This window comes from Streptomyces sp. UNOB3_S3 (assembly GCF_020740895.1).
Taxonomy (GTDB): domain Bacteria; phylum Actinomycetota; class Actinomycetes; order Streptomycetales; family Streptomycetaceae; genus Streptomyces.
Genome location: NZ_JAILXP010000183.1, coordinates 1 through 13868 on the forward strand (window position 1 = coordinate 1; position 13868 = coordinate 13868).

Below are 13868 nucleotides of genomic sequence, written 5' to 3' on the forward strand. Positions count from 1 at the left end.
GATCCGGGCGGCACCTGGCGGGCCCCCTCCCCGGAGCGGCGCGCCGAGCGGCAGGAGCAGCCCGCCCCGGCGCCGCCCGAGCCCGAGCGCCCGGCCCCCCGGCCCGCGCCCGAACCGGAGGAGCGCCACGCGGCCCCGGCGCCCGCGCCGGCCCCCGCGTCACGGGGGCAGCAGGGCAAGGGCCTGTGCGCCCTCGGCGACTCCTACGGGAAGTGGGAGAAGGGCGGCGACGCGTCGCGGATCTGCCACCAGGTGTACGGGCGCTGAGCCCCGCCCCCGCCGCGCCCCCTCCGCGTCAGGCCGTCGGGCTGCCAGGCCGCCGGGCCGTCAGACCGCGAGGTCCGGGATCCGCCAGTCGATCGGCTCGTGGCCCTGGGCCGCCACCGCCTCGTTGATCTGGCTGAAGGGGCGGCTGCCGAAGAACTTCTTCGCCGACAGCGGCGAGGGGTGGGCGCCCTTGACGACGACGTGGCGCTCCTCGTCGATCAGGGGCAGCTTCTTCTGCGCGTAGTTGCCCCAGAGCACGAAGACGGCCGGGTCGGGGCGGGCGGCGACGGCGCGGATGACCGCGTCGGTGAACTTCTCCCAGCCCTTGCCCTTGTGAGAGTTGGGCTCGCCGCCCCGGACGGTCAGCACGGCGTTGAGCAGCAGGACGCCCTGCTCGGCCCACGGCAGGAGGTAGCCGTTGTCCGGGACGTCGTAGCCGAGCTCCTCGCGCATCTCCTTGTAGATGTTGCGCAGCGACGGCGGGGTCTTGACGCCCGGCCGCACCGAGAAGGACAGGCCGTGGCCCTGGCCCGGGCCGTGGTACGGGTCCTGGCCGAGGACGAGGACCTTCACCCGCTCGTACGGGGTGGCCTCCAGGGCGGCGAAGACCTCCCCGCGCGGCGGGTACACCGGGGCCTTCGCCCGCTCCTCCTCCACGAACTCGGTCAGCTCCTTGAAGTAGGGCTTCTCCAGCTCCTCGCCGAGGACACCGTGCCAGGACTCGGGCAGCACGTCGGTGACGGTCACGTCGACAACCTCCGGGGTTCGTTCCGTTCTCGCCGGAGAACTTACCGCCGACCACTGACAACGCCCGCCCCGGAGTCCCGGGCGCGGGGCCCGCCGGGTCCCTCAGACCCCCGCGTTGAGGAAGAGGCCCCCGTCCACGACGAGCGTCTGGCCCGTGATCCAGCCCGCGGCGTCCGACAGCAGGAAGGCGGCTGCACCGCCGATGTCCTCCGGGACGCCCAGCCGGCCGAGGGGGTAGGAGGCCACGGCCTCCTCCTCGCGCCCCTCGTAGAGGGCCGCGGCGAACTTGGTCTTCACGACCGCCGGGGCGATCGCGTTGACGCGGACGCCCGGGGCGAATTCGTGGGCGAGTTGCAGGGTGAGGTTGACCATGGCGGCCTTGCTCATGCCGTACGCGCCGACGAAGGGCGAGGCCGCGACCCCGGCGACGGAGGCGATGTTGACGATGGCGCCGCCGTTGTCCTTCTGCCAGGCGTGCCAGGTCCGCTGGGCGAAGCCGAGCGCGGAGACGACGTTGGTCTCGAAGACCTTGCGGGCCACGGCCAGGTCGAGGTCGGCGATGGGGCCGAAGACGGGGTTGGTGCCCGCGTTGTTGACGAGGTAGTCCACGCGGCCGAAGGTCTCCATGGCGCGCTCGACGGCGAGGGCCTGGTGGGCCTCGTCGTGGGCCTTGCCCGGGACGCCGAGGGCCCGGTCGGGGCCGAGGGACTCGACGGCCTGCTTGAGGGCGTCCTCGTTGCGGCCGGTGATGACGACGCGGTCGCCACGGGCCACCAGGGCCCGGGCGATGCCGTGGCCGATGCCGCGGCTGGCACCTGTGACGAGGGCGACCTTGCCGGAGGGTTCGCTTTCCTGGGCGGGCGTGGAGGGCATGCTGTCCGTTCTCCTCGGTTCTCTCCTCGGGCGGCCGATGGCCACGGGCCGGGGCGGGTCTGGCCGGGCCGGGTCTGGCCGGGCCGGATCGGGCCGGGTCAGTCGAGCGGGCCACCGGCCACGTACAGCACCTGGCCGGAGACGAAGCCGGCCCGGTCCCCGGTGAAGAAGGCGATCGCGTTGGCGATGTCCTCGGGCTCGCCGACGCGCTGCACGGGGATCTGGGTGGCCGCGGCGGCCTGGAGGTCCTCGAAGCTCATGCCGACGCGGGCGGCCGTGGCCGCCGTCATGTCGGTGGCGATGAAGCCGGGGGCGACGGCGTTGGCGGTGATGCCGAACTTGCCGAGCTCCTTGGCCAGGGTCTTGGTGAAGCCCTGGAGGCCGGCCTTGGCGGCCGCGTAGTTGGCCTGGCCGCGGTTGCCGAGGGCCGAGCTGCTGGAGAGGTTGACGATCCGGCCGAAGCCCGCGTCCACCATGTGCTTCTGGCAGGCGCGCGACATCAGGAACGCGCCCCGCAGATGCACGTTCATGACGGTGTCCCAGTCGTTCTCGCTCATCTTGAACAGCAGGTTGTCCCGGAGCACGCCCGCGTTGTTGACCAGGACGACCGGCGCGCCCAGCTCGGCGGCGACACGGGCCACCGCGGCGTCCACCTGGGCGGCGTCGGAGACGTCGCAGCCCACGGCGAGCGCCCTGCCGCCCGCCGCCGTGATCTTCTCCACGGTGCCCGCGCAGGCCGCCTCGTCGAGGTCGAGGACGGCGACCGCGCGGCCCTCGGCGGCCAGGCGCACCGCGGTGGCGGCGCCGATGCCGCGGGCCGCGCCCGTGACGAGGGCCACGCGCTGCTCGGTGGTGGACATGCGGATTCTCCTCACCTCGAAGGCGGCTCGCCCCGGCGGCGCGCTCCGGCCAGGGGAGCGGCGACAGGGTGAGCAACCGCTCAGTAGCTCGGTCGATCAGACGCTAGAAGTCCCGCCACGCGCTGTCAACGCACCAGGGCCACCGCACCGGTGCCATCGCACCGGCGCTAACGCACCGGCGCTAACGCACCAGCAGATCGAGCAGGCGCTCCGACTCGCGCTCCGCGTCGACCGTCAGCCCGGTGTGCACCGGCCCCGGCTGCACCACCGTGCTGCGCGGCGCGATCAGCCAGCGGAACCGCCGGCCGGCGTCGTCGCAGGCCGCCTGCCCGGCCCGGTCGCCCCCGGCGCAGACCCTCTCGACGGCGTGCAGCGCGGCCCGGACGCCGGCCACGTCCGCCGTCGGGTCGAGGGCCAGCAGCCGGTTCTCGTCCAGATGGACGCGCGCGGTCACATACGACTGCGCCTGGCAGTAGACGACCACCCCGGCGTTGATCTGCTCCCCGCGCTCGACGCGCGGCACGACGCGCAGCAGCGCGTACTCGAAGACGTCGCGCTTCGCGCCGTCGCGACCGTTCTTGTGGCCCGTCACTTCGCGGCGCCCTTTCCGTCCAGCCTGATACGTACCCATTCCGGCGCCTGCGACGGTTTGTCCGCGGTGCGTTCGCCGATGCCGATCCTCTCGCCGATGGTCGCCGCCCGCTCGAGGAGCACCTCGACGTACGCCCGGCGCAGGGCGTCCGGGCTGTCGAAGCCCGGCTCGTCGGCGAGCCACTCGTCGGGGACGTCGGCGGCCACCTCGGCCAGCAGTTCCTCGGTGACCCGGGGTGCCAGCTCGGCCGCCGCTCCGGCGATGTCCGGGGAGAAGGTGGCGAGGACGTGGTCCGAGGCGTCGTACGGCTTGCCGGCGGCGGTCGCGGCGCCGGGCCAGTTGTGGTGCCAGATCATGGTGGCGCCGTGGTCGATCAGCCAGAGGCGGCCGTGCCACACCAGCAGGTTGGGGTTGCGCCAGGAGCGGTCGACGTTGTTGATGAGCGCGTCGAACCAGATCACCCGGCCGGCCTCGGCGGCGTCGGTCTCGAAGGCGAGCGGGTCGAAGCCGAGCGCCCCGGGCAGGAAGTCCATGCCGAGGTTGAGCCCGCCGCTGGCCTTGAGCAGCGCCTGGACCTCCTGGTCCGGCTCGGCGCGGCCGATCACCGGGTCCAGCCGGATGCGGGCCAGCTCCGGGACGCGCAGGCCGAGACGGCGGCCCAGCTGCCCGCAGATGACCTCCGCGACCAGCGTCTTGCGGCCCTGGCCGGCGCCGGTGAACTTCATGACGTACGTCCCGAGATCGTCGGCCTCGACGATGCCGGGGAGCGAGCCGCCCTCACGCAAGGGCGTGACATAGCGAGTCGCGATGACTTCTGTAAGCATTTCCCCAGGCTATAAGGCCGTCCCGGCAGGCGGCCGACGGCCTCGGGGCCCGTCGCGCCCGACCGAGTTACCGGCGCTATCGAGCCAAAATCCCCTTGCTGCCCCCATCTAGTTGCTGTTAGGGTGCGCCGAGGATAAATTTTTTGGCTTGATTCTCAAGCGGGGGATGCTTTGACTGCACAGGCCCTTGACCTCTACACCGACCTCATGAAGCGGGTTCTGGCGAACACTATTTATGAGGATCGCCCGACCTTTCCGGTCGGGATGAACGTCCTGGACAAGGATCAAGCGGACAGCATGCGTCCGGGCGCGGAAGACCCCGCGAAAGAGCGTGGCACGTTCGACGTGGACCACCGGGCAGGCGGCCTTGACGTGCCGTCGGTCGCGCACACGATGATCGGAACGCGCCGCCTGGACAACATCCAGGAGTGCGCGGAGCAGGTGCTCCGGGACGGCGTCCCCGGTGACTTCATCGAGACCGGCGTATGGCGCGGTGGCGCCTGCATCCTGATGCGCGCACTGCTCGAGGCGCACGGCGTGAAAGACCGGAACGTGTGGCTCGCCGACTCGTTCGCCGGCGTCCCGGTGACATCCGAGGACAGCCACCCGCTCGACCAGGGCATGGAGTTCCACAACCTGAACTGGGTGCTGAGCTGCTCCGAGGAGCAGGTGCGGGAGAACTTCACCCGCTACGGCCTGCTCGACGACCAGGTCAAGTTCCTGCCCGGCATGTTCGCCGACACCCTGCCGACGGCGCCGATCGACCAGCTCGCGATCCTGCGGATGGACGGCGACCTGTACGAGTCCACCATGGACGCGCTGGTCAACCTGTACCCCAAGCTCTCCGTCGGCGGGTTCGCGATCGTCGACGACTACGTGATCCCGGCCTGCAAGCAGGCCGTCCACGACTACCGTGACCGGCACGGCATCGACGAGCCGATCGAGACCGTGGACGTGACCGGCGTCTACTGGCGCCGCACGCACTGACCCACGCACCGAACGTGGCCCGGCCCGGGCCGGCCTGATCCGCCCGGGCCCCCGTCGCTGCGGTCGAATTCGATGCGGCGCTTCAGTCACATTGCGAAATGAATACCGGGTGTGCGCATTTCCGCACACCCGGAGGAGATATGAATATGAAACGCGATATCGGCGATCTCGCCATATTCGGCGGTTCTTCGGCATTCCTGCAACCGCTTTATGTGGGGCGGCCCAACGTCGGTGACCGAGCCCGGTTCTTCGATCGCGTGAACTGGGCGCTGGACCATCAGTGGCTGACCAACGGCGGACCGCTGGCGCGAGAGTTCGAGCAGCGAGTGGCGGAGCTGGCCGGGGTGCGTTATTGCGTGTCGACCTGCAACGCGACCATCGCCCTCCAACTCCTCGCTCGCGCCGCGGATCTGTCCGGCGAGGTCATCATGCCGTCGCTGACCTTCCCGGCGACCGCCCACGCGTTCCGCTGGCTGGGCCTGACGCCGGTCTTCTGCGACATCGACCCGGTCACCGGCTGCATGGATCCCGCACTGGTCGAAGCGGCGATCACCCCCCGCACCAGCGCGATCGTCCCGGTCCATCTGTGGGGTCGTCCGTGCGCGGTCGACGAGCTCGCGAAGGTCGCGGCCGACCACGGCCTGAAGCTGTTCTACGACGCCGCGCACGGACTCGGCTGCACGTCGGAAGGGCGGCCGATCGGCGGGTTCGGGCACGCCGAGGTGTTCAGCTTCCACGCCACCAAGGTGGTCAACGCCTTCGAGGGCGGCGCGGTGGTGACCGATGACGAGGAACTGGCCACGCGGATCCGCGCGCTGCACAACTTCGGATTCGCGCAGGGCCGCGTGTCCACGGAGGCGGGCATCAACGGGAAGATGACCGAAGCCGCCGCCGCGATGGGCCTGACCTCCCTCGACGCCTTCGAGGAAACGGTTCGCCGGAACAAGGCCAACTACGACGGCTACCAGTCGGAGCTCGCCGGTCTCGCCGGGCTGAAGATCGTCGACTTCGACCCCGACGAGCGCAACAACTACCACTACCTGATCGTGGAAGTCGACGCCGCGGTGACCGGTGTCCACCGTGACCTGCTGGGCGACGTGCTCAAGTCGGAGAACGTGGTGTGCCAGCGGTACTTCTCCCCCGGATGCCACGAGATGGAGCCCTACCGCTCGGAGCGGCCGGTCGCCCTGCCGCACACCGAGCGGCTCGCGCGGAAGGTGCTCGCCCTGCCCACCGGGCCCACCGTCTCCCGCGAGGACATCCGCCGGATCTGCGACATCGTACGACTCACCGTGGAGCGGGGGCACGAGGTGACCCGCAGGGCCGGCGAGCGGGTGGAATCCGCGGTGCCCGCCTCCTGAACCGGCGGCTCACCACCGCGAGCCCCGGGAAGTGCCGAGGCACTCCCCGGGGCTCGCGGTCATCCGAGCGCGTCGAGCCGGGCCAGCTGGTCGTCGGAGAACACGAGGTCCGACGCCGCGACGTTCTCCTTGAGGTGCGCGGGCGAGCCGGTGCCGGGAATCGGGATCACCACCGGGGAGCGGTGCAGCAGCCACGCCAGCGCCACCTGACCGGGGGTCGCGCCCAGTTCTGCGGCGACGGCGGTCACCGGACTGCCCTCGGCGGCGAGTTCACCGCGGGCGATCGGCAGCCACGCGACGAACGCGATCGCGTGCTTCTCGCAGTAGTCGACCATCTCGTCGTTGTGCCGGTCGGTCAGGTTGTACAGGTTCTGGACACTGGCCACGGTGATCTGCTCACGGGCCTCCTCCAGCTCCTCGACGGTGACCTTGGACAGCCCGATGTGCCGGATCTTCCCCTCGTCCTGCAACTCCTTGAGCGCGCCGAACTGCTCCGCCGCCGGCACCTTCGGATCGATCCGGTGCAGCTGGAAGAGGTCGATGCGGTCGAGCCCCAGCCGGCGCAGGCTCAATTCGGCCTGCTGGCGAAGGTATTCGGGCCGCCCCAACGGCACCCACTGATCGGGGCGGGGCCGGCACTGGCCGGCCTTCGTCGCGATCAGCAGGTCGTCGGGGTAGGGGCGCAGCGCTTCGGCCAGCACTTCCTCGCTGCTCCCCAGCCCGTAGGAATCGGCGGTGTCGATGAAGGACACGCCGAGATCCACGGCCAGCCGGGCCGTTTCGATCGCCGTTTCACGGTCCTCCGGCGGGCCCCAGTACCCCGGGCCGGTCAGCCGCAGGGCGCCGAACCCCATCCGGTGAACCGAAAGGTCGCCACCCACGGAGAAGGTGGTCCTGGAGAAAGTGGTCCCGGAGAAGGTGGTCCTGTCGCGCCGCGCCATGCGTTCCTCGCTCACCGCAGGAATCCGCGTACGTCACCCCAGCCCGCAGCGACATCCGCCTCGAGCTGGTTGAGCCGTGCCGTGACCACCTGGTCGAACCCGTCCATGAAGTACTCGTCACCGCCGTGCGGCGCTATCCGGCGACGGTCCTCCACGAACCGCTCGACGACCTCCGCCAGGGAGGTGCCCGGCCCCACCCGGCCCGCGATGTAGCGGTCCGCTCCGTCGAGATCCGGGAACCCGGCCTCCCGGTACAGATACACATCGCCCAGCAGGTCGACCTGGACCGATACCTGGGGATGCACGGACGGGCGCATCGTCTCGGGCCTGATCCTCAGCAGTTCGGCGTCCGCACCGGTCTTCAGGCTGTGCAGCGCGTAGCCGTAGTCGATGTTCAGCGTGGGGGTCCGCCGGCTCACCCGCTCCTCGAAGGCGAGCAGCCCTTCCTGGAGCTCGTCGCGTTCGGCCTCGGTCAGCCTGCCGTTCTCCCGGCCGCTGTAGTCCTCGCGTACGTTCAGGAAGTCCACCGGCCGGTCCGGCGCCGCCTCGTCGAGTTCGGCGATGAAGTCGACGAGGTCGAGCAGGCGGTGGACGCGCCCGGGCAGCACGATGTAGCTGAATCCAAGCCGTATCGGCGCCTCCCGCTCGGAACGCAGCTGCTGGAAGCGGAGCAGATTGGCGCGGACCCTTCCGAAGGAGGCGCGCTTGCCCGTGGTCTCCTCGTACTCCTCGTCGTTGAGCCCGTACAGCGACGTGCGCACGGCGTGGAGGTCCCACAGACCGGGTTGCCTGGCCAGCGTCCGCTCCGTGAGCGCGAACGAGTTCGTGTACACGGTCGGCCGCAGGCCCCGGGCGGCCGCACGGCTGCTGAGGACGCCCAGCCCCGGGTTGGTCAGGGGCTCCAGGCCACCGGAGAAGTACATGGCGTAGGGGTTGCCGGCCGGTATCTCGTCGATGATGGACGCGAACATCGCGTTACCGGAGTCCAGCGCCGACGGATTGTAGCGGGCGCCGGTCACACGGACGCAGAAGTGGCAACGGAACATGCAGGTCGGCCCCGGGTAGAGGCCCACGCTGTAGGGGAAGGCCGGCTTGTGCGCCAGGGCCGAGTCGAAGACTCCCCGCTGCTCCAGGGGCAGCACGGTGTTCTGCCAGTACTTGCCGGCCGGCCCGTTCTCCACGGCGTGACGCAGCTCCGGGACGCGGCCGAAGAGGTCGAGGAGACGGCTGAAGGAGGCCCGGTCGACGTCCAGCGACCGGCGTGCGTCCTCAAGGGGGGTGAAGGGGCGGTTCCCGTAGTGCTCGGCCAGCCGTACCAGCTGGTGGGCGACCGTCTCGGCCTCGTCGACTCCCGCGTGGCCGTTGGCGGTCAGGTGGTGACGCACCGCGTCGGCCGCTGCCGCGAGGTCGGCACCGGGGCGGGCGCAGGTCGCGACCGGACCGGCCGGGGCGGGGGCTGTGGATGTCATCCTTCATGTCCAATCGTCATCAGCGCGCCCGTCGTGTGTGTATCGCTCGGGCTCTCCGAGCGGGACCGCCGGTGGCTCCGGGCGAGCCGTTCCAGCGTGGGGACGAGCTCCGCCGGGGTGGGGGCGGACCGGATCTCGGCCCGCAGCCGGTCCGCGCCCTGCTGGAGGGAGGGGTCGGTGAGCACGCGCTGAACCGCCGCGCGCAGAGTGGCCGCGTCCAGGTCCTCGGGCCGGATGGAGATCCCGGCGCCGAAGTCGTCGAGCTGCCGGGCCATGAGCGGCGCGTCCCAGTGCGCGCCGATGACGATCTGCGGAACGCCGTGCAGGAGGGCTGTCGCCGACGTTCCGGCGCCGCCGTGGTGGATGATCGCGGCACAGGTCGGCAGCAGCACGTCCATCGAGACGAAGTCGACGATCCGCACATTGCCGGGAACGTCCGTCAGGTTCTCTCGCTGGGTGCTGTCGAGCGTGGCGACGATCTCGACGTCGAGGTCGCCCAGGGCCGTGAGCAGGTCCTGGAAGCGGACGATGTCCTTCCCGTGCGTCTCGCGTCGTGACACCCCCTGGGTGAGGCAGATCTGCGGCCGCTTCCGCTCCCCGGACCGCGAGGACTGCGAGAACTGCGAGGACTGCGACGACTCCGAGGGCTCCCCGGACAGCCACCCGGGTACGACGGCGGGGCCGTTGTAGGGGACGAAGCGCATGGGAAGGGTCGGCCCGCGAAGGTCGAGCCGCAGGCTCTCCGCACCCGGGTCGATGACCCACTGGCCGTTCAGCAGCTCCTCCAGCCCGTCTCCGGCGGCCGGGAGGCCCAGCCGCTCCAGGGTCCAGCCGAGCCACTCGGCCATCGGGTCCTCCCGGTGCTCGGGAGCCTGTCGCGCATTGGCGTCCACGAACCGTTCCCGGGCCTGGCCGATGACATCGGGGCCCCACAGGAGGCGGGCGTGCGCCGCGCCCACGGCATGGGCCGCGACCGCTCCCGCGTAGGTGAAGGTCTCCCAGATCACCAGGTCCGGCTGCCAGGAGCGGGCCAGCGCGACGATGTCGTCCATCGTGGACTCGCCGTTGAGCGGCGCGAAGCACAGCGAGGTCAGGACGGTCTGCTGGCCGAGCAGATGCTCCCAGGTCAGCGCCTCGGGCCGGTCCTCGGCGAAGTCCAGTCCCTCCTGGTACGGGGCGATGTCCCCGCCGATATCGGTGAGCAGCTCCAGCAGGTCGCTGTCGTCGCCGACCGGCACGGCCGTCAGTCCGGACCCGGTGATGATGTCGGTGATGCGGGGCTGACTGGCCACGCGCACCTCGTGGCCCGCGGATTTCAGGGCCCAGGCCAGCGGTACCAGGTGGTAGTAGTGCGTGTTGTGGGCAATGGACGTGATCAGGACACGCATCGGCTCGTTTCCTCGTTCGGCGATCGGCGTTCGTCGCAGGTGCTCATGCCGCGGCGGGGTCGGTGGGCGCCCCGGAGCCCGTCCCCGTCCGGGCGACGGGGAAGCGGGCGTGGCCGAGCGTGACCGGTGCCCGCCTCAGGCGCACCGCCGCCCCGCTCGGCCGCAGGTCCGGTGCCTCGCGCGCGAGCACCCGCAGCGCGGCGCGGGAGATGGCGCCGGCCGTCCGGGCGGCGGAGGTGGCGTGCGCGTCGCCGAGGAGACCCAGGGGGGCGCCGACGGTGCCGTCCTCCGCTCGGGCCGGGGCGATCGCCGGGTCGCGCTGGGCGGCGGCGACCAGGATCGCCACATGTCCGTCCGCGGGGACCGGCACCCCGGCCAGTTCGACGTCCTCCCGCGCGATCCTGCTCTCCACCCGCACGGGCGGCCGCCGCCACCAGGTCTCCTCCACGACGGCGGCGGCGCTCTCCGGGTTCCGGCACAGGGCGTCCCACTGTCCGTGAGCGCTGCCCAGCGTCTCGAACGCGTTGCAGATGAGCACGCTGGAGGGTTCGGCCACGCCGACCGCCAGAGTGAGAGCCGCGCGAGCGGACCGTTCTCCGCCGTCGCCGAGGTGGCGCTCGAGCAGTTCCTGAAGCCCGGCCGCCGCCGCCAGGCCGGCGCGTGTGATGTCGAGGGTCTGCGGGCACAGCCGGCTGTCGAGGCTGCGGGCACAGCCGGTCAGCAGTTCCTCGAACCGGTCGTGGTCGGCCTCGGGCACCCCCAGGAATTCCGCCAGCACCCGCGCCGGCAGGCGTCGCGCGAAGTCCGTGACCAGGTCGAAGCCGGCGCCGAGCCCGCCGAGGAGGGTGCGCGCGGCCTGCTCGGCGAGGGCCTCCACGGCCGCCTCGTCCTGCGCGGACACCGCCGGACCGGCACCGGCGGGCACGCCGCTGTGCTCGTCCCGCGCGCGGTCCGGGGCGAGTTCGGCTCCCGCCGGCGGGAAGAGTCCCGTGCGGTGCCGTCCGCCGGCGCGGGTCGGCGCTCCGAAGCGGGCGTCGGTCAGGACGGACCGGGCGAGGGCGCCGTCCGCGATCACCCAGGTGTCCGGCACCTCGCTGTGGAACACCGGTCCGCGCGCGCGGACCTCCTCCTCGTAGGGAGAGGGGTCGTCCCGCAGGGCGCGCAGGATCAGCGCGTACGGATCTCCCTGGTTGCCCGCGAACCAGTGGCCCACACGGACCCGTTGGAGCCTGCGGCCGAGTGCGGACGGCGTGGACCACTGCGTTGTCATGGGAACCCTTCGAGGTGTCGCGGTGTACGGAGAACCGGCTGTGGACGGCCGTCGCCGTCCCGGGATGTCACCAGGCCACGAACATCCTGCGCGGCCCCCTCACCACCGTTTCCGACTTCCACTCGATGTCCTTGGCGATGTGCAGCCCGGGCAGTCCGTCGAGCAGGGTCCGCAGCGCCTCCTGGAGTTCCAGTCGCGCGAGGGACGCGCCGAGGCAGTGGTGCGGACCGTGTCCGTAACCGAGGTGGTGGCGGGCGTCCTCGCGGGTGATGTCGAGCACGCCGGGTGAGGAGAAACGCAGGGCGTCCCTGCTGGCCGCATTGGACTGGATCAGAACCGGCTCGCCCGCCCGCACCAGCGTTCCGCCCACCTCGATGTCCTCGGTGGCATAGCGCGGGAAGGCCGCTCCGATGCCCAGCGGGATGAATCGCGTCAGCTCCTCCACGGCGTTCTCCAGCAGGTCCGGGCGGGAGCGGAGGAGAGCCAGCTGGTCCGGATGCTCGAGCAGGACCAGGACGAAGCTGGAGATCTGACTGGCCGTGGTCTCGTGGCCGGCGAACAGAAGGAAGACGATCAGGTTGACCAGCTCCTCGTGCGAGAGCCGGCCGTTGACATCGCGGGCCTCGATGAGTGCCGATACGAGATCGTCCTGCGGAGCGGCGCGACGGTCCTCGATCAGATCCGACAGATAGCCCGTCAGCTCACCCGCCAGCCGCACATGGTCCTCGGGGGTGAGCGTGCTGGTGGACATCGCTATGTCGCACCAGCCGCGGAAGAACGCACGGTCCTCGTTGGGCACGCCCAGCAGGCCGCAGATGACGGCCACGGGGATCGGGACGGCGTAGTGCTCCACGAGGTCGACGGGCGAGCCGGCCGCCATCATGTCCTGGAGCAGGGACTCGGTCAGCTCCCTGACATGCGGCCGCCTGGCCTCCACGCGGCGCGGGGTGAACGCTTTGGTCACCAGCCCGCGCAGCCTGGTGTGGTCGGGCGGGTCCATGCCGAGGATGCCGCTGGGGGTCTGCAGTTCCCGCATGCGCGGCGCGTCGTTCTCCGCCACCGCGGCGTGGCTGAACCGCCGGTCGCCGAGCACGAATCGCGCGTCGTCGTAGCGGCTGACGAGCCAGGCCGGCTCGCCGTACTGCATGCGGACCCGCTGGAGTCCCTCGGCCTTCTGCGCCCGCTCGTACGCCTCGTCCAGGTCCAGCCCTTCCGAACTGTTGAAGGGGTAGGGGGCGGGTGCGGGTTTCGTGCTACTCATTTCGGACCCCAAATCGAGTCGGTCGGGTTCTCTTTCGCCCTGGCACGAGCGGTGTCACCAGGTGACCGGGACCGCCTCGGGGGTGCGCAGCTGGAGGCCGGCCCGCCAGCGGACCTCGGCGGCCGGCACGGCCAGCCGCAGCTCCGGGAGCCGCTGGGCCAGGGTGCCCAGCGCGACCTGCATTTCCAGGCGGGCCAGCGGGGCGCCCATGCAGTAGTGGATGCCATGGCCGAAACCGAGGTGCGGGTTGTTGCTCCGGGCCAGGTCGATGGTGTCGGCGCCGGGCATGGCCGCCGAGTCCTGATTGGCGGAGGCGATGGACGTGACGACGCCCTCGCCGGCCCGGATGAGCGTCCCGTTGATCTCGACGTCCTCCAGAGCGATCCGGGCGAAACCGTCCATGACGCTCAGGGGGGTGAAGCGGAGCAGCTCCTCGACGGCGCTGGGCACCAGTTCCGGGTCGGCGACCAGGGACGCGTACAGCTCGCGGTCCTTGAGGAGGAGGTAGACGAAGTTGCCGATCTGGGTCGCGGTGGTCTCGTAGCCGCTGAGCAGCAGGCCGGTGCCCAGCATCAGCAGCTCGTCCTCGGTGAGCCGGTCGCCCTCGTCGTGGGCCTGGACCATGCTGCTCAGGAGGTCGTCGCGGGGGGCGGCGCGCCGCTCGGCGACCAGCGCGGCCATGTAGGCGCTGAACTCCTCGACCGTCTTCTGCACCTCGGCGGGGGTGAGGGAGGAGGAGAGCATGGCTTCGGAGAAGCCCTGGAAGTGGTCCCGGTCCTCGTAGGGGACGCCGAGCAGCTGGCAGATGACGGAGATGGAGAGCGGCAGGGCGAGGTCCTCCATGATCTCCGCGCGGGGCTCGCCGGCGGTCATCTCGTCGATCAGCCGGTGGGTGAACTCCTGGACCCGGGGGCGCATCTCCTCGACCCGGCGGGCGGTGAACGCCTTGCCGGCGAGACGGCGCAGCCGGGTGTGGCCGGGCGGGTCCATGCCGATGAGGGCGCCGGCGGGCAGGGGGTGCTCGGTGG

The 13868-nt window shown here is 71.3% G+C and carries 13 protein-coding genes and 1 pseudogene; 3 read left to right on the forward strand and 11 right to left on the reverse strand.

The window, feature by feature from the left end:
* Positions 1–267, forward strand: a pseudogene (locus K6I33_RS20195) (hypothetical protein); the annotation flags it as partial.
* A gap of 60 nt (positions 268–327) precedes the next feature.
* Here K6I33_RS20195 and K6I33_RS20200 read toward each other — a convergent pair.
* The 5 genes from K6I33_RS20200 to K6I33_RS20220 form a co-directional block, all read right to left on the reverse strand.
* Positions 328–1014: a uracil-DNA glycosylase gene (locus tag K6I33_RS20200; RefSeq protein ID WP_229354603.1), complete on the reverse strand. Its 687-nt coding sequence runs from the start codon at positions 1012–1014 to the stop codon at positions 328–330.
* 102 nt (positions 1015–1116) lie between these two features.
* Positions 1117–1887, reverse strand: a complete 771-nt coding sequence (locus K6I33_RS20205) for an SDR family oxidoreductase (protein WP_229354605.1) — start codon at positions 1885–1887, stop codon at positions 1117–1119.
* A 98-nt stretch (positions 1888–1985) separates the two neighbouring features.
* On the reverse strand, positions 1986–2747 hold the full coding sequence (gene fabG / locus K6I33_RS20210) for a 3-oxoacyl-ACP reductase FabG (RefSeq protein ID WP_229354608.1): 762 nt from the start codon (positions 2745–2747) through the stop codon (positions 1986–1988).
* A gap of 181 nt (positions 2748–2928) precedes the next feature.
* Positions 2929–3378 carry a DUF3037 domain-containing protein gene (locus K6I33_RS20215; RefSeq protein WP_229354611.1) on the reverse strand — a complete coding sequence of 150 codons (450 nt, stop codon included), beginning with the start codon at positions 3376–3378 and terminating at the stop codon, positions 2929–2931.
* Positions 3336–4163, reverse strand: a complete 828-nt coding sequence (locus K6I33_RS20220) for a HipA family kinase (RefSeq protein ID WP_229354613.1) — start codon at positions 4161–4163, stop codon at positions 3336–3338. Before K6I33_RS20220 ends, K6I33_RS20215 begins: the two co-directional genes overlap by 43 nt.
* Positions 4164–4334: 171 nt before the next feature.
* On the opposite strand from K6I33_RS20220, the gene K6I33_RS20225 reads away from it, so the two are divergent.
* A complete protein-coding gene (locus K6I33_RS20225) occupies positions 4335–5150 on the forward strand; it encodes a TylF/MycF family methyltransferase (protein ID WP_275126737.1) in 816 nt (271 codons plus the stop codon).
* Positions 5151–5296: 146 nt separating this feature from the next.
* The gene (locus K6I33_RS20230) at positions 5297–6511 is read left to right on the forward strand and encodes a dTDP-4-dehydro-6-deoxyglucose aminotransferase (RefSeq protein ID WP_229354616.1); all 1215 of its coding nucleotides are present in this window, start codon (positions 5297–5299) and stop codon (positions 6509–6511) included.
* A 59-nt stretch (positions 6512–6570) separates the two neighbouring features.
* Here the strand turns inward: K6I33_RS20230 and K6I33_RS20235 are convergent, their stop codons facing one another.
* The 6 genes from K6I33_RS20235 to K6I33_RS20260 form a co-directional block, all read right to left on the reverse strand.
* Complete coding sequence (locus K6I33_RS20235; RefSeq protein WP_229354645.1) at positions 6571–7452, reverse strand: aldo/keto reductase; 882 nt, start codon at positions 7450–7452, stop codon at positions 6571–6573.
* Positions 7453–7463: 11 nt separating this feature from the next.
* Complete coding sequence (gene desII, locus K6I33_RS20240) at positions 7464–8921, reverse strand: dTDP-4-amino-4,6-dideoxy-D-glucose ammonia-lyase (RefSeq protein WP_229354625.1); 1458 nt, start codon at positions 8919–8921, stop codon at positions 7464–7466.
* Entirely contained in the window at positions 8918–10309 is a 1392-nt protein-coding gene (locus tag K6I33_RS20245; protein WP_229354627.1) for an activator-dependent family glycosyltransferase, read from the reverse strand. Before K6I33_RS20245 ends, desII begins: the two co-directional genes overlap by 4 nt.
* 43 nt (positions 10310–10352) lie before the next feature.
* A complete protein-coding gene (locus tag K6I33_RS20250; protein WP_229354636.1) occupies positions 10353–11579 on the reverse strand; it encodes a P450-derived glycosyltransferase activator in 1227 nt (408 codons plus the stop codon).
* A 67-nt stretch (positions 11580–11646) separates the two neighbouring features.
* The gene (locus K6I33_RS20255; protein ID WP_229354638.1) at positions 11647–12840 is read right to left on the reverse strand and encodes a cytochrome P450; all 1194 of its coding nucleotides are present in this window, start codon (positions 12838–12840) and stop codon (positions 11647–11649) included.
* Positions 12841–12894: 54 nt separating this feature from the next.
* The coding region (locus K6I33_RS20260) for a cytochrome P450 (protein ID WP_229354639.1) at positions 12895–13868 on the reverse strand (974 nt) is incomplete at its 5' end.